Annotated in this window: 8 protein-coding genes (1 of these 8 cut by a window edge); 5 read left to right on the top strand and 3 right to left on the bottom strand. The window is 65.8% G+C overall.

Translation table 11 applies throughout. The features are described 5' to 3' along the window. Positions 1-22: 22 nt before the first annotated feature. The 3 genes from W823_RS58700 to W823_RS37630 form a co-directional block, all read right to left on the bottom strand. Positions 23-904 (bottom strand): ABC transporter permease, encoded by an 882-nt coding sequence (locus W823_RS58700; protein ID WP_031331715.1) that lies wholly within the window; start codon positions 902-904, stop codon positions 23-25. 446 nt (positions 905-1,350) lie between these two features. Beyond that, positions 1,351-2,163 carry an ABC transporter permease gene (locus W823_RS37635; protein ID WP_023956078.1) on the bottom strand — a complete coding sequence of 271 codons (813 nt, stop codon included), beginning with the start codon at positions 2,161-2,163 and terminating at the stop codon, positions 1,351-1,353. Continuing rightward, a complete protein-coding gene (locus W823_RS37630) occupies positions 2,160-3,269 on the bottom strand; it encodes an ATP-binding cassette domain-containing protein (RefSeq protein WP_081729673.1) in 1,110 nt (369 codons plus the stop codon). Before W823_RS37630 ends, W823_RS37635 begins: the two co-directional genes overlap by 4 nt. A 357-nt stretch (positions 3,270-3,626) precedes the next feature. Between W823_RS37630 and W823_RS37625 the strand changes: the two genes are divergently transcribed. The 5 genes from W823_RS37625 to W823_RS37610 all read left to right on the top strand — a co-directional run. Continuing rightward, positions 3,627-3,887 carry a hypothetical protein gene (locus W823_RS37625; protein WP_133248690.1) on the top strand — a complete coding sequence of 87 codons (261 nt, stop codon included), beginning with the start codon at positions 3,627-3,629 and terminating at the stop codon, positions 3,885-3,887. Between the two features lie 108 nt (positions 3,888-3,995). Continuing rightward, positions 3,996-4,217, top strand: coding sequence for an MbtH family protein (locus W823_RS37620; protein ID WP_023956070.1), 222 nt, complete (start codon positions 3,996-3,998; stop codon positions 4,215-4,217). A gap of 340 nt (positions 4,218-4,557) precedes the next feature. Beyond that, a complete protein-coding gene (locus W823_RS37615; protein WP_023956068.1) occupies positions 4,558-4,929 on the top strand; it encodes a hypothetical protein in 372 nt (123 codons plus the stop codon). A gap of 437 nt (positions 4,930-5,366) precedes the next feature. Further along, positions 5,367-9,089 carry a non-ribosomal peptide synthetase gene (locus tag W823_RS58695; RefSeq protein WP_235189448.1) on the top strand — a complete coding sequence of 1,241 codons (3,723 nt, stop codon included), beginning with the start codon at positions 5,367-5,369 and terminating at the stop codon, positions 9,087-9,089. After that, a protein-coding gene (locus W823_RS37610) for a non-ribosomal peptide synthetase (RefSeq protein WP_255326141.1) crosses the window boundary here: on the top strand, positions 9,005-17,202 show its 5' end (the start). It continues 14,659 nt past the right edge of the window; only the first 8,198 of its 22,857 coding nucleotides appear in the window; the start codon lies at positions 9,005-9,007; its stop codon lies beyond the right edge, outside the window. The genes W823_RS58695 and W823_RS37610 overlap by 85 nt, the downstream gene beginning before the upstream one ends.

Below are 17,202 nucleotides of genomic sequence, written 5' to 3'. Positions count from 1 at the left end.
GTCAGACCGGCCGAGGGGCGGTTCAGGTCCGTGAGGCCGCAGCCCGTCGGTATCCGCGCAGTGCCGGGTAAGCGAAGATCACGATCGCCCCCACCGCCCAGGCGATTGTCTTGATCAGACTGTCGGCCACCGGTCCGCCGATGGCCAGCGCACGCATGGTCTCGATGGCACACGTCATGGGCTGGTTGCGAACCAGAGGCTGCAAGATCTCCGGATAGGCCTCGATCGGCGAGAACCCCGAATTGAAGAACATCAAAAGGCTCGTGATGAGAGACATGATGGGCACCAGGGGGAGGTTCGATGCCGAAACCGCCAGTGTCAGAACGATCGTCGAGTAGGCCGCACCGTAAAGGAGGGCGACCCCGAAGATGCCGATTGCCGGCAGGACCCCTTGGTTGAAGCGCCATCCGATGGCCAGGCCCGCGGTTGTCAGGATAGCTGTACTGACCAGGATCCGGATCAGCTCGACATTGACACGCGACGTCAGATCCGCAGCCCGGTGTACCGGTAGCACGTAGAGGCGGGTCAGCAGTCCTGTTCGCCGCTCGCTGATCAGCCGGGTGCCCACGGCGAGCGAGCCGAACATCGCCCCGACCAGGACAACCAGGGGCACAGTGCCATACGCACTGTTCTGCCCCGTGGCCTGTCCGACGGCGTCTCCGAGGACAACCTTGAACATGACCATGCTCAGCAGCGGGAACAGCATGCTCTGCATGAGGGTGAGTCGGTCCCGCGTGACGACGAGCAACTGCCGACCGGTGAGGATGCGGGCGTGCCGCAGGAATGCCTTGACTCCGCGCTCACTGGCGTCGGGGTGATCGGCAAATGCTGTCGCGAGGTCCTTGCGGTGATCGCCCGCCGACTCCTGCTCGGCCGCGTCGACGGCCGCAGCAGCAGCGGCGATCTTCCGAACGTCCAGACGAACGGTCTGGGCCTGCTGGAGTTCGGCCGATACGTGGCTGGTGTCCAGAGCGCCCGGATCGGTGAACTGGGTGAGCTGCTCACCTCGGTATGCGGTAGCTCCCGCACGGCCCGACGGGCGGAGGACTGCTTGTTCGGCAGTCCAGTCCGCGGCTGCGGCACCAGGGGACAGAAGTGTCCACGGGCCGACAAAAGTCCGATTGGTGACAGTGACCGGGGCTTCGTAATCGCTCTGGTCCGCGTCGCTGCGGTCGAGTCGCTCGAATCGTGTGGTCGGGAGGTCGTCGGGACGGCTTCGGCGTCGTCCGGACGGCGGCTGTTCGGTGCGCCACCAGTGCTGGAGTCCGGCGGCATCGCCGTCGCCCCGGTGTCGGGGGCGACGGGGCACGACCGGTACCTGCGGCTCCTGCGGCGGACGTTTGTCTTCGCTCAACGTCGGCTGCTCCGAATCATCACCCATGCCCCGCCGATGATGGCGGCGACAACAACCCCTGTGGCCCACAAGATCGAGGGCAACGCGAGCCGCAGGGTCACCTCACCGCCGTCGAATCCCCGCATCAACTCGGTGAATTGGGAGATCGGCTGATTGCGTGCGAATGGTCTGATCCACTCGGGGAATCGTTCTTCCGGGACAAATCCGGTGGAGAGCATTCCGAGGATTAACTGCGGTAGGGCGAGGGCCTGGCTGGTGGCCTGAGGGTTTCGCGACAGGGCGCCGATCGTGTCGGCGCCGAACGCCAGGATTATGCCGACAACAAGGGCGACGCCGAGGAAGCCTGCGAAATTGAGCAGACCCGACTCCGGTCTCCACCCGATCACCAGCCCGGAGATGATGGCCCAGCACAACGAGATGATGAGCAGTACGACGTTCGCGGCCAGCCTGGCCATGAGCGGTACCAGGATGTTCACCGGCATGCTCCGCAGCCGGTTGCTCAATCCCAGGCTGCCGTCGGTGGCGGCCCGCATGGCAGCGGAGGTGGCCACGAACCCTACGGACTGCAAGCAGATCACCGGCATCAGGAACTGGGCATAATCCATCCCGGGGTACAGATCCATGATCGTCCGCAGCGGGACATAGAAGCAGACGGTCAGCAGCACCGGGGAGACGATGCACAGAAGGAACTGTCCTTCGCGGGCCATCCCTCGGAGCGACCGGTTGGTGAGGGCCAGCCACTGCTGGCCGGCATGCACCGAACGGTCGCTCCCGGAGGACACGACCCGATCCGGGGTCAGCGTCGTCATCGGCGGTCCCGGGCTGCCGTAGAACTGGTGGCCGGAGACGTCGCCGTGGGGGAGCCGCCGGTCGGCGACTCGGTCAGCTTCAGGAACACGTCGTCCAGCGACGGACGACGGAGGCCGACGTCGGTGAGTTCGATGCGGGCGGCGTCGGTGCGGCGAACGATCTCCACTAGCGTCTGCGTCGCGTTGATCGCGGGCATCGTCAACGAGGTTCGCGACATGTCGATGCGGATCTGGTCCGGTGGAACCATGTCGGCCAAGAGTTGCTTGAGCTTCTTGAGGTCGTCGGGATAGCTGGGGATCACCTCGCAGAAGGTGCCACCGACCTCTTCCTTCAGCGCAGAAGCCGTGCCCTCGGCGATCACGCGGCCCTTGTCGATGACAACGATCCGGTCGCTGAGGAGGTCGGCCTCTTCCAGGTACTGGGTGGTCAGCAGTGTGGTGATGCCCTGATCGCGCAGCGACGTCACGATGTTCCAGACATCCTGGCGGCTTCGCGGGTCCAGGCCAGTGGTCGGTTCGTCGAGGAAGACCACCTCCGGCCGGACCACCAGACCGCAGGCGATGTCGATACGCCGCCGCATTCCGCCGGAGAACTTCCCCACTCGCCTCGACGCAGCCTCCACAAGATTGAACGCCTCGAGGAGTTCATCCGCGCGGCCGTTCGCCTCGCGTTTGCGCAAACCCATCAACCTGCCGAACAAGATGAGGTTCTCGCGTCCGGTGAGAGATTCGTCAAGGGCAGCGAACTGCCCGGTCAGCATGATGGACTTGCGGACCGACGCGCGATCTCTGACCACGTCGAAACCGGCAATCGAGGCGCTGCCGCCGTCGGGGGTCAGCAGGGTCGCCAGCATGTTGACGGTTGTGGTCTTCCCGGCGCCGTTCGGCCCCAGGAGCCCGAGCACCGTCCCGGTCGGCACCTCGAAACTGATGCCGTCGACGGCGGTGAAATTACCGAATGTCTTGACCAGGTTGTTTGCCACCACACTGTGCTGAATCCGGCCGCCGCCGACCGGCTGCTGGTAGGCGGACGGGGCGCCCGAGGAGGCTCGTACGCCGTCCTGGTCGTCGCTGTTCTGCGTAACTCGGCCCCGCCTCGCCTGCATGTCCGTCCCGTCATCGTCATGGTCGCCATGGCGACGCGATCACACCTGATGATTCGTTACGAACCTATCGCACCCAACGGGCCGTAACGCTACGGCTCGACGCAGCGATATCGTCCGTATGAATGGAATGTTGGGCAATTGGTATTCAATGGCCTGACAATGGATATGCTTCGGTGACCTGGACGGGGCTATTTGCAGGCATCCGACGAATTGCACGAGAAGAACGCATTCGGCGCACGTTTTGAGAGGGAGGGCGTTGTGTTACTGCAGCTCCGCCGCTATGGCAAGGGGTCGTCGGCCCGATCCGACGCACGCGGCTCTCGTAACCGAGAGGATCGCACACTCACGCAGCTCGTGATGGCTGCTGCTGATATCGGCCGTGATCGGCCCGCAGTGGTGGGTCAGGGCTACGCGGTGAACTTCGGCGAACTCAAGGGACGGGCACAGGGTGCCGCAATCGCGATGGCGAGCGACGCGGTGGATGATTCCGCCCTCACCGTCGCGCTCATGACTTCCGTGCCCGGGCTGGCGGTGTCGGGCCCGCGCGGCCTCGCCGATACGCTTGCCGGGATACGCATACAGGCAATGATGGTTCTCGCGGAAGCCGAACTGGTCTGATCTGCTGTCCGCCGGCAGTCTGTGCACCCGATGCGGGGTACGGGCCGCCGGCGGTGGTGTGTGTCGACCGTGGTGCACGCGTAACCGAAACAGGAGAAGGGTCCGCTCATGAGCAATCCATTCGACGACGAAGACGGCCGATTCTTTGTGCTGGTCAACGACGAGAACCAGCATTCGCTGTGGCCGACATTCGCCGACATCCCGGCCGGTTGGAACAAGGTCTTCGGTGAGGCATCGCGCGCCGAGTGCCTCGACTACGTGAACGAGCACTGGACTGACCTGCGCCCGAAGAGCCTGATCGAGGCCATGGAAGCCGATTCTCAGCAGTAGCTGCGCGACCGCGGGTCTGCGGGCCACAGCACCGTAAAGGTGATGGTGTCTGTCCGAAACACGCGGTGACAATGACACGAATTCGCATCGAATGTTTCATTTTCGATGCGTGCTGCGCGCCCATCTGCCCTGGTCAGGGGACGTACACCCCAGGTGTGTCGTAGATCACACCCGGATCTTGTAACAGCTGGAATACTTCCCTTCCCTTACTGCCCGGGTACTGTGAATATTAGCTACGCCGACCCATTGAGGGTCGAGGCAGATGCACAGGGTTGGTGAGCAGATGGCTATTTCAACGATTCGGCCGCAACAGCGGGCTATGGCGCCTTCATCTCAGAGGGTGGACCTGCCTGCCGCGGTGGGCGAGATCACTCGAGTGACCCCTGACCGGGTGGTCGTCCGGTACAGATCGCGTGCGCTGACGTACCGCGACCTCACCGGTGCGATCAATCTGATGATGCCGGTGACCCGGAACCAGTACATGGACGACCGATCCGCTGTCGTGGCCGCCATCTTCGCGGGCATCCCGGCTCTCGGTGCAGAAACCGACGGGTCGGTTGTCGCTGCGATCGTCGACGATGCACTTGCTCAGATCCGCGGCGACTTCGACGAACTGCACACCGCGACGGCACCGCCCCAGCAGCGTGTCACCGCCGGGCGAACGAGTGAGATCGACCTCCGTGTGATTGCCAGCAGGCTTGCAGGCGGGTAGTTCACCACCACCACCGGCCCCAGCGGCCCCCAGATATAGACACCGGCCCCCTCGGACGCACACCGCGTACGAGGGGGCCGGACTCGTCGGTCCTGGTGACAGCCCCCGATCGAACGTCAGCGATGGTGCGCGAGGCCTGGTCTATACTTGACTGCGCTGCCGGAGACGCCCGATGGACTCGCCAGAACCGCGATGTCGAGCTGATCCGGGCCGCTGAAGCAACGGTGTAACGGCTATGACAATCTGGTCGATAGGTCACAGAAAGGCGTGCCATTCGAGTGGCAGATATCTGCGACTCGCCTGCGTGGTTACTGTCTAAACGACCACTTGCGGGTTGAATGTGAACAACGAAGACACCGCCATTACATTCGCAGATACAAGAATTCATCGTCACTGAGGCCGAGGCGAGCAAGCGTTCGAGATTGGAGCGGCAAATTTTGAGTGCTGGCCGTTCAGACGTACCAGCAGATGCGCCCGGCGACCCTTTTGAGCTGTCGGCGGCGCAGCGTGGGATCTGGTTCGCCCAGCAGAGTCTGGGCGAGGTCGCGATCAACATTGCCCAGTACGTGGAGTTGGTCGGCCCGGTAGATCTCGACACCCTGACCCGGGCATCGCAGTTCGTCGGCCGCGAGATGGGATCGGGATACCTCGGTCTCGTCGAAACCGACGGGCTGCCCTTGCAGCGTGTGGACGGCAGCATCGATGACACCATCGAGTTCGTCGACCTGGTCGATTCCCCCGACGCCGAGACTGCGGCGCAGACGTGGATGCGCGACGAGTACCGCCGCCCGATTGATCTTCTCCGGGACCGGCTGACCGTCAGCGCCCTGCTGCGCATCAGCACCGACCACTACTACTGGTACATCCGCACCCATCACATCGCGCTCGACGGTTTCGGCGCGATGGCGATGGTGACGCGCATCGCCGAGGCATACACCGCCCTCGCATCAGGTGCCGACATCCCGCCCGCCAAGGGCGCGGCTTTGCCCGAGATCATCGCCGATGAACGGCGTTACCGGGAATCGGACCGATTCGTCAAGGACCGCGAATACTGGGCGGAGCGAACGGCGGATCTGCCTGCCGCGCTCTCGTTGTCGCAGCAACGCGCGGTCCCGGGTGAGTTCTCGCGACTCGCCTCGTCCACGCTTCCCGACGACACCGCTGCGCTTCTCGACGAGGCGGCCCGCGACGCGTCGGGCAGTTCGGCTCCCGCGGTCATCGCGGCGTTTGCGGCGTACCTCGCGCGGATGACCGACAGCGAAGACGTGGTCCTGAGTCTGCCGGTCTCCGCTCGCAACACGGCCAAGCTCCGCCGGGCCGGGGGAATGGTGTCCAACATCGTTCCGATGCGTCTGACCGTCACCCCGTCGACCACCATCGCCGATCTGGTCCGCACCGTCCAGACCGAGCTGACCGGTGCTCTCCGTCGGCAGTTGTACCGGCACGAAGACATGCGTCGCGACATCGGCCAGGGCACCGGGCAACGCGGCCTGTTCGGGCCGTCGGTGAATCTCATGATGTTCCACCCGGTGTTGCAGCTCGGCGACGTCGTCGGTCATCTGCACGTCCTGACCACCGGGCCCGTCGAAGACCTGTCCATGAACCTCTATCCCGGGGTTCAGGGATCGAATCTGCGTGTCGACTTCGAAGCCAACCCGCAGACGTACGCCGACGAGGACCTGCAGCGGCACCACCGCCGATTCACCGACTTCCTCGCCCAGATGTTGCGGGCCGCTCCTAAGACACCCGTCGGTGCGCTCAATCTCGGTTCACCGGCCGAGATCGCCGCCACGATGGTGCAGTGGAACTCCACGGAACATCCGGTGGCGTCGCACGACATCATCGAGATGTGGAATCGGCAGCTCGCTGCACGGCCTGACGCGATCGCGGTGGTCGACGGCGACCGCCGCTTCACGTTCGCCGAGTTCGATGCGTGGACGAACAAGCTCGCTCGTCATCTGATCGGCGTCGGCGTCGGCCCGGAGGTCCGGGTGGGTGTTGCGCTCCGGCGCTCCGCCGAGATGTTGGCCGCGCTCTACGCCGTCCTCAAGGCCGGCGGTGCCTACGTGCCGATCGACCCCGACCATCCCAGCTCGCGTATCTCCGATGTCCTGCAGACCGCCGAACCACTCTGCGTCTTCATCGCGGACTCCGATCGTGCCGTCGTCGACCTCGGCGCGACCGCCACGCTGAATCTGCATGACTTGGATCTTGATTCGCTGCCCGAGGGCCGCGTCGACGACGCCGAGCGCATCGCGCCGCTGCGCCCTTCCTCGCTGGCCTACGTGCTGTTCACCTCGGGGTCCACGGGCAAGCCCAAGGGTGTGGCCGTACCCCATCACAGCGTTGCCAACCAGTTGGATTGGCTTGCAGGGCATTACGAGATCGGGTCGAACGACGTCATCTTGCAGAAGACGCCGACCACCTTCGACGTGTCGGTGTGGGAGCTGTTCGCTCCCACGGTCGGCGCCAGGCTTGTCATCGCCGAGCCGGACGGCCATCTCGATCCCGAGTACCTGGCCGGTGTGATCGCGTCCGAGGGGGTCACGGCCACCTCCTTCGTTCCCTCGATGCTTCAGCTCTTCCTCGGTGAGATCGGCCGGATCGAGCCTGGCTCACTGCGTTTGCTCTTGGTCGCAGGCGAAGCGTTCCCGGCCAAGCTTGCGGCTCAGTCACACCAGGCGCTGCCCGGTGTGCAGATCGAAAATCTGTACGGTCCAACCGAATTCACCGTGCACGCGACGTATTCGGCGGTCGACGCCGAGTCGGTGCACACCGTGCCGATCGGACGCGCGGTGTGGAACTGCCGGGCGTGGGTGCTCGACCGCAGGTTGCGGCCCTGTGTGATCGGTGCGGTCGGTGAGCTGTACCTGTCCGGCGCGCAGGTCGCCCGCGGGTACCTCGGTCGTCCGGACCTGACCGCCGAACGTTTTGTTCCCTGCGTGTTCGGCCCGGACGGTTCGGTCATGTACCGGACCGGGGATCTCGTCCGCTGGTCGGCCGACGGGTCGCTGGAGTACGTGGGCCGCAGCGACTTCCAGGTCAAGGTCCGTGGCCTCAGGATCGAGCTCGGTGAGATCGAATCCGCTGTGCTGGCTGATGATTCGGTTCGCGAGACCGTGGTCGTGGTGCACCACAGCACCCATGGTCAGCGTCTGGTTGCGTACGTGGTGGGCAACGGTGTCGACACCGCGCAGTTGATGAACACCGTTCGGGCCCGGGTGCCCGAGTACATGGTTCCCGACGCGATCGTCGAACTCCCGCAGATGCCGCTCGGTGCCAGCGGAAAGATCGATCGAAAAGCACTGCCGGAACCTGATTTCAGCGCTCAGACCGTGACGTTCCGTCCGCCGACCACCGACAAGGAACGCGCGATCACCGACCTGGTCGCCGACCTGCTCGGTCAGCCCCGTGTCGGACTCGACGACTCGTTCTTCGGTCTCGGCGGCGACAGCATCATGTCGATCCAGTTGGTGTCGCGTGCGCGGGCGATCGGTCTGCACTTCTCATCACGAGAGGTGTTCGAGCACAAGACGATCGGTGAACTGGCCGAGGTCGCCCGGGAAGAGAGCTCGACCGTGGTCGCCGAGGAACTCGCCGGCGGCGGGGTGGGCGAGGTCGCCCTGACTCCGATCATGAGCTGGATGGCGCAGGAACCGGCGGCCGTCGGTCCGTACTCGCAGTCCGTTGTGGTCTCCGCTCCCGAGCCTTTCGACGTCGATGTCCTCCGTCGGGCGCTTGCCGGCGTCCGGCGGCACCATGATGTGCTGAGGTCGCGACTGACTTTCGGCGACAACGGACTACGCCATGTGATCGCACCGGCGGAAGACTCGTCCGAGGTGCCCGTCGACGCGATCACCGTTGCCGCGCCGCGGGGTTCGTCGGCGTTCGACGATGCGATGGAGACGGCGGCAACCGCAGCGACCGATGCTCTCGATCCCGAATCCGGCCGCGTGATGTCCGTCACGGTTGTCGAGGCACCCTCTGGCGCGGACTCCGAGCGGCGACTGCTGATCGTTCTGCATCACCTTGCCGTCGACGCGTCTCGTGGCGCATCCTGCTGCCCGATCTCGCGATGGCATGGGCTCAGGTCTCCTCGGGGGAGCCGGTTCGGCTCGATCCGGTGGGCACATCGATGCGCCGATGGGCTCATGGTCTGAAGGAACTGGCAGGCGATCCGGCACTTCTCGACGAACTCGATCACTGGCGGTCCGTGGCGTCGGCAATCGACAACCCCAGTCTGACGGTTCAGCCCGATCGGGATCTGGTCCGAACCCTCAAGCACCGGGAGCTCGTGCTCTCGCCCAAGTTGACCGACACGTTGCTGACCCGGGTGCCCCAGGCATTCCACGGTGGCGTGAACGACGGACTGTTGGCCGCATTCGCGTTGGCCGCGACCCACTGGCTGCGGGGACGCGGCGAGTCGGCGACCTCTCTCGTCGTCGCATTGGAGGGCCACGGCCGCGAGGAAGAGTTGCTGCCCGGCGCCGACTTGTCGCGCACGGTCGGCTGGTTCACCACCCTGTACCCGGTGCTCCTGACCACCGACGGAATCGACGTCGACGACGCGCTTGCGGGTGGGCAATCCGCTGGAAGTCTGGTCAAGGCGGTGAAGGAGCAGCTCGCCACCGTCCCGCGGCGCGGCGTCGGCTACGGTCTGCTGCGCTACCTCAATGACCAAGGCGCAGAAGCTCTCTCGAACGCTCCCGACCCTGCGATCACCTTCAACTATCTCGGACGCCTGGCAGGAACCGACGGATCTGGTCCGTGGGTTCCCGACGGCGAGAAGGCCATTCGCGGCACCCGTGGTGCGGCCGTGCCGGTACGCACGGCTCTCGACGTCAACGCCATGGTGACCGAGTCGGCGTCCGGACCGCAGCTGTCGGCGACCATCGACTATCCCGCTTCGGTTCTCGACGACGAGTCGGTGGACCGCCTCATCGAGTTGTGGCACCGTGCTCTGGAATCCATTGCGCTGCACTCGGTCTCGCCGGGAGCGGGTGGTCTGACGCCGTCGGACCTCGAGTTGGTGGACGTGCGGCAGGGGCAGATCGACGAGATAGAGCGGCGATTCGACGACATCGCCGACATCTGGCCGCTCACCCCGTTGCAGAACGGGCTGCTGTTCCACGCCGAATTGGCCGCAGGTGATGTGGATGTCTATGCGGCACAGATGGTGCTGGATCTGACGGGAGTGGATCCCGAACGCATGCGGCGCAGTGCCGAGTCGCTGATCGCACGACACCCGAACCTGCGCAGTGCCTTCATGACGGACTCCGAGGGTGCCGCCGTGGCGGTCATCCCGTCGGAAGCGCCGACGCCCTGGACCGACCATGATCTGACCGGACTGGACCCGGCTGATCGCGAGGCCCGGCTGACCGAGCTCACGCACGCCGAGCGCGTCATGCCTTTCGCGATGGACCGGCCGCCGCTGATCCGCTTCACGCTCATCCGGCAGAGCGATTCGGTCCACCGGTTCGTGGTGACGCTTCATCACATTCTGCTCGACGGCTGGTCGATGCCGATCTTCATGACCGATCTGTTGGCCATCTATCAGGCCGGCGGCAGTGCGCAGACCCTGATCTCGCCGCGCCCGTACCGAAATTACCTGGCGTGGCTGCACTCCCAGTCGCCTCAGGAGTCGCTGGCCGCCTGGTCGCGCGCTCTCGACGGTATCGACGAACCGACCCTGCTCTTCCCCGGCGCCGACACCCACGGCGCAGGTCAGGTGCCGCGTCAGGTGGATGTCGTGCTCGACGAGGCGTTGTCGACGAGGTTGACCGAGTTCGTCCGTGAATCAGGGGTGACCGTCAACAACGTCCTCCAGTCCGCGTGGGCGCTGGTGCTCGCCCGCCTGACCGGCCGCGACGACATCGTCTTCGGGACCACGGTGTCGGGACGGCCTCCGCAGGTGGCCGGCATCGAATCGATGCTCGGCCTGTTCATCAACACCTTGCCCGTGCGGATCCAGCTCGAAGCGGCCGCCGACCTCGGCAGGCTGATCAAACGTGTTGCGCAGGAACAGGCTGAGTTGCTCGACCATCACACGGTCGGCCTCGCCGAGATCCTGGGCGAGACAGACGTCGATTCGTTGTTCGACACCATGATGGTCTACGAGTCCTACCCACTCGACCGGTCTGCGCTGACCGCGGCTGCGGACATCGACGGGCTGCGGGTCGACCACGCAGATGTCCTCGACGCCACGCACTACCCGCTGACCCTGATCGCCATGTCCGATCCGGGCCTGCGACTGTCGGCGAAGTACCTTCCGGGCATCGTGGAGCGCGAGCAGGCCGAAGCGATCCTGGACATGATGGTCCGGGTGCTCGGACAGGTTGCTGCCGACACCGGTGTGCGTGTCGGCGATGTCGACATCCTCGATGCCGACCAGCGTGCCGAACTACTGGGTCAGAGCGGTGTCGGAACCACCGGCCTCGCGACGTTGCCGGAACTCCTCGACGCAGCGGTGGCAGCGGCGGGTGAACGCGATGCCGCGGTCTCGCCGTCCGGGTCGATCACCTACCGCGAGCTGGACGAGCGTTCGAATGCCCTTGCGCGTCTTCTGATCTCGCGGGGGATCGGGCCGGAACAGATCGTCGCTCTGGGCATGGGCCGGTCCATCGACTTCATGGTGGGGCTGTGGGCGGTCGCCAAGACCGGGGCGGGCTACCTGCCGGTGGACATGCGCTACCCGGCCGAACGCATCGAGCACATGCTGCGTGACTCCGCGGCGGTGTACGGCCTGTCCACCTCGGCGTGGCGTGCCGAACGTCCCGACACCGTCGAGTGGCTGGAGCTCGATTCGGACGAGGCCATCGCGGTGGTCGCAGAACAGTCGACTGCCGTGTTGAGCGACGGCGAACGCATCGCACCGATCCGCGTGGCCAACACGGCGTACATGATCTACACCTCGGGAACCACGGGAGTGCCCAAGGGTGTGACCGTCACCCACGGTGGTCTCTCGAACCTGCTGCACGAACAAGCGGATCGTTTTGTCCTGACCGAGCACTCGCGCACACTGCACTTCGCGTCGCCGAGCTTCGACGCCTCCGTGCTGGAGGTGCTGCTCGCGCTCGCCAACGGCTCGACCATGGTGATCGCGCCGACCGAGGTATACGGCGGCGACGAACTGCACGACTTCTTGGCCCAGTATGGGGTCACCCACGGCTTCATCACCCCGGCAGCACTGGCGTCGGTGGATCCGGCCGGACTCGACGCATTCGAATCGGTTGTCGTCGGCGGCGAGGCTTGCCCGCCTGAGCTGGTAGATCGCTGGGCGCCAGGCCGCCGCATGTTCAACGGCTACGGCCCCACCGAGACAACATGTTTCGCCGACATAGCCGGACCCATGCGGCCGGGTGAGCGCATCACCATCGGTTCGCCGGTCCGCGGCCTGACGTCGCTGATCCTCGACAATCGCTTGCAACCGGTTCCCGTCGGCGTCGACGGCGAGCTCTACCTCAGTGGGCCGGCGATGGCGCGTGGGTATCACCGCAGGCCGTCGCTGACCGCTGACCGGTTCATCGCCAACCCCCACGGCGAGCCGGGTGCGCGGATGTACCGCACCGGCGACGTCGTCCGGTGGGTCCGGCGTGATGACCGACTCGAGGTCGAGTACATCGGCCGCAGCGATTTCCAGGTGAAGGTTCGTGGCTTCCGCATCGAGCTGGGTGAGATAGATGCGGCGCTCGCTGCGCATCCGGGGATCGACTTCGCGGCGACCTCGGGCGCCGAACTGCCATCCGGTGTGACGGCGCTGGTCTCACATGTGCTTGCCTCACAACCGCTGGACGCCAGGGAGGTTCGCGAGTTCGTCGGGCAGCGGTTGCCGTCGCACATGGTGCCGAGCGCAATCGTGTTCCTCGACGAGATCCCGTTGACTCGTTCGGGAAAGCTCGATCGTGCCGCCCTGCCCGAAGCCGACCTCGAGGCGTTGATCGGTGGCGGGGCCGAGCCGTCCACGGACACCGAGCGCGCTCTCGTTGACATCTTCGCCGAGGTCCTGGGTTTGCCCTCGATCGGTGTCGGTGACTCCTTCTTCGATCTCGGTGGCAACTCACTCGTCGCCACCAAGGCGGTCGCCCGAATCAGCAGCCTCGTCGGTCGGCGTGTTGCGGTGCGCGAGATCTTCGAGAACCCGACCGTCGAGTCGCTGGCCGCACGACTCGACCAGACCGACCCGGGCACTGCGGGCCAGGACGCCACGCCGGCGCTGGTGCCGGGGATCGCCGGCGAACGGCCGCCACTGTCGCTGTCGCAGCAGGCGATGTGGTTGCTCAACCGCATGGATGCAGGCTCGCCCGCGTACAACATCGTGCTGCCCCTCACGCTGAAGGGTGCGCTGGACATCGGCGCGCTGCGTGCCGCGATGGGCGATGTACTCGAACGCCAGCAGTCGCTGCGGACGATCTTCCCGGATACGCCGGACGGTCCGTACCAGCAAGTGCTGCCACTGTCAGAGGCAACAGTCGATCTCGAGCCCGTCGACGTGGCCGACACCGATGCGATGTTCGCTGCCGCAACCGAGTTCGCGGGTAACGGCTTCGACGTCACCGCCGAGCCGCCTGTGCGCGCCCGGTTGCTCCGGTCCGGCGACGACCACCTGCTCATCGTGATCGTCCACCACATCGTCGCCGACGGCGCGTCGATGGCACCACTGGCCCGTGACCTGGTCATCGCCTACGCAGCTCGCAGCTCGGGATCCGAACCTCACTTCGAGGCACTGCCGTTGCAGTACACCGACTTCGCCGCGTGGCAACGCGGTGTCCTCGGTTCGCCTGACGATCCGGCGACAACGGCAGGCAAGCAGCTCGAGTTCTGGCGGTCGACGCTGGCCGGTGTTCCAGAGGTCATGGAACTGCCGCTGGACCGTCCGCGCCCGATGCGCCGGGAGATGCAGGGTGGCGCTGTGCCACTGGAGATCCCGGCGGACATCGTGGGATCCCTCAACGAACTGGCCCAACGCAACCAGGCGTCGCTGTTCATGGTGGTGCACTCGCTCGTCGCCACACTGCTTGCCCGGCTGTCCAATTCAGACGACATCACGGTCGGTACCCCTGTCGGGGGCCGCGACCACGCCGACCTCGAACCGCTTGTGGGGATGTTCGTCAACACCGTTGTCCTGCGCACCCGGGTTGACGCCGGGGACCGCTTCGACGACCTCTTGTCGCGCGTTCGCGCCGCCGATCTGGATGCGTTCGCCAACGACGACATCCCGTTCGAGAACGTTGTCGGTGCTCTCGTGCCCAAGCGGCAGAGCTCGCACTCGCCGTTGTTCCAGGTGCTGCTCTCGTTCGAGAACAACGAGACAGCGCGGGTGGATCTGCCCGGATTGAGCGTCGGTGTTGTCTCGGACATGGCCACCGGTGCGAAGTTCGACCTCACCTTCACGCTCGACGACAAGACCGTGGGCGAAACCGGTGAACGCACCCTGACGGGCCGGATCACCTATGCGAGCGACGTTTTCGATCGCGACACCGTTGCGACCATCGCCGAGCGCCTGGTGATCCTCGCTCGCGCCGTCGCAGAGGACTCCGAGGCCGTGATCGGCGATGTGGATATTCTCACCGACGCCGAGCGGCTGGACTCCGAACCCGCTTTCGAGCCGGAACCCGAGCCGGCGAAGTACACGGCGCGCGACCTCGCAGCGCTCCTCGCCGCGGCTGTCGACATCGACCCCGATGCGGTCGCCGTGGATCACGACGGCACTCGGATCACGTACCGCGACTTCAACGAACGCTTCTCGCAGCTGTCGGGTCCGCTGACCGAGCGCGGTATGGATTCCGATGCCATCGCCTCGGTGGTGCTCAGTGGACTGGTGCCGACGATCATGCTGGCGCCCGAGGGCTTTGCCACCGTCTTGGACACCGTCATCGCCGACGCCGCGCGGTTGGTGGGCGGCCGCTCGCTCGAGCGTTACCGTACGACAACGGCGCCCGCGGCAGACGGCCCAGCCGGGCCGGAGCAGGGTCTGGTCGCCACGCCGCTGACCGAGTGGGACGAGCGTGTTCGCGAACATCCGGGTGCACTTGCCGTGCGCAGCCCCGAGGTGTCATACACCCGTCTCGAACTCGACGAGAGTGCCAATCGTCTTGCCCGCGAACTGATGTCACAAGGCATCGGTCCAGACGACGTGGTCGGCCTGCTCACCCCACGGTCGGCGAACTGGGTGTTGGGAATGCTCGCCGCCTGGAAGGCGGGCGCGGCATACCTGCCTCTGGACCCGGGTGCGCCTGCCGAACGTGCCGGCTCGGTCATCGAGGACACCGGCGCCACGGTGGTGGTCGCCAGTCAGAACGCCATCACGGACGAACTCCGCACCCGGATCGCGGCTACCGGTGCGCTCCTGATCGAATTGGGCGACAGCACGACCGAGGAGCGGCTGCGGCGGCTGGATGGCACAGCACTACCGGACCGCTGGACCGAACCCGGTGCCGGCAGTCGACTGGGTTACGTCATCACCACGTCTGGATCGACCGGCAGGCCCAAGCCGACTCTCGTACCCGCGGCCGGGCTGCTCAACATGTGGAACTGGTATCGCGGCCAGGTCACGTTCGAGGACGGTGACACCGTTCTGATCGCGTCATCGCCTCGATTCGACATGACGCAGAAGAACATCTGGCTCGCACTGCGGGTCGGTGGTGTCATCCGCCTGGCCACGGAGGGGTTCGATCCCGAGGAGATCCTCGGCATCATCGCGTCCGAGAAGATCGACCTGTTCAACGTCGCCCCCAGCGCGCTCGAGCTCCTGGTGGAGCTCGACGAGCACCGGGTCGTCACCAGCATTGCCAACGTCACCGCCGGCGGTGAGGTCCTGCCGCCGCGGGCCTACCGGACCTTGCTGGGCACCGACACGCACCTGCTGTCCACGTACGGGCCGACCGAGACGGCAGCCACCAGCTCGGCGACGGCCGTCGAAATGGCCGACCACGCACCGAATGTCGGCGACGAGGTCCGCGACATCGGCCCGATCACACTGGGACGGTCCATCCCGAACGTGACCCACAAGGTTCTCGACGGACGGCTGCGGCCGGTCCCGGTCGGAGTGGTCGGCGAGTTGTACATCGGCGGGATCGCTCCCGCCCGCGGGTACGGCGGCATGTTCGACACCACCGCAGCGCGTTTCGTCGCCGACCCCTACGGCAAACCCGGCGCACGGATGTACCGCACCGGTGACCTGGTCCGCCGGCTACCGAACGGTGACGCACAGTTCATCGGCCGCAGCGACTTCCAGGTGAAGGTGCGCGGACTGCGTATCGAACTGGGGGAGATCGAGTCCGCACTGACAGCGATCCCCGGAATCCGGCAGGCCGTGGTCTCCGCGCACGGCGAGTCATCCGACCGCCGGCTCGCGGCCCACGTCGCAGGCTCCGCCGACCTCGATGCCGGCGAGATCAGGGCCACGCTCGGCAAGGTGCTGCCCGACTACATGGTCCCCGAGGCCATCGTGATCCTCGATGCCCTGCCGCTGAATCCGAACGGCAAGGTGGACCGAAAGGCTCTGCCCGAACCCGAGTTCGGGCAGACCCCAGAAGAGTCGTTCGTCGCGCCGCGCACGCCGCTCGAGGAGATCATCGCCGGTGTGTTCGCCGACGCGGTCGGTGCCGAGCGGATCAGCGCAACGGCGTCCTTCTTCGAGCAGGGCGGCAACTCGCTGAGCGCAGCGCGGCTCGCCACCCGACTCTCCGATGCCCTCGGAACGGCCGTCGGTCTGCGCGACGTCTTCGAGAAGCAGAGTCCCGCCGAGCTCGCAGAGTTGATCGAACAGCGCCGCACCGACGGTGTGGTCGCGACCGGCCGAGCCCCTGCCCGATTCGTGAAGCCCGAAGGCCCCACGCCCGAACGCATTCCGTTGTCCCTGGCGCAGCAGCGGCTCTGGTTCATCAACCGCTACGACCAGGAGTCGGGCGCCTACAACATCCCGATGACCTTGCTGCTCACCGGAGATCTCGATGTGGAGGCGATGGGCGCTGCCCTCGTCGACCTCGTCGAACGGCAGCAGGTCATCCGGACGATCTACCCCGAGAGCCCCGAGGGACCGGAACAGCGCATCATCCCGATCATGGACGCGCTTCCGCCGTTGCGTCTCGATTCGATTCCGCAGGGCGAGGTGTGGGAGCGGCTACAGGCGTTCGCCCGTATCGGTTTCGACGTCACCAAGACCGTGCCATTCCGGGCAGCTCTCTGGCGGATCGAACCGGAGTCGCCGAAGCCGGGCGCAGCCGAAGAGCACCTGCTGGTGATCGTGGTGCACCACATCGCCTCGGACGGTCT

Origin of the sequence: Williamsia sp. D3 (genome assembly GCF_000506245.1) — a bacterium.
Taxonomy (GTDB): domain Bacteria; phylum Actinomycetota; class Actinomycetes; order Mycobacteriales; family Mycobacteriaceae; genus Williamsia; species Williamsia muralis.
Note: the sequence above shows the minus strand (reverse complement) of the source record. Positions and strands in the feature narration are given on the sequence as shown.

Bases quoted from the DNA above. Each gene is read 5' to 3' on its own strand.
- W823_RS37630 (WP_081729673.1), bottom strand. From the start codon at position 3,269: ATGCAGGCGAGGCGGGGCCGAGTTACGCAGAACAGCGACGACCAGGAC.
- W823_RS37625 (WP_133248690.1), top strand. From the start codon at position 3,627: ATGGCTGCTGCTGATATCGGCCGTGATCGGCCCGCAGTGGTGGGTCAG.
- W823_RS37635 (WP_023956078.1), bottom strand. From the start codon at position 2,163: ATGACGACGCTGACCCCGGATCGGGTCGTGTCCTCCGGGAGCGACCGT.
- W823_RS37620 (WP_023956070.1), top strand. From the start codon at position 3,996: ATGAGCAATCCATTCGACGACGAAGACGGCCGATTCTTTGTGCTGGTC.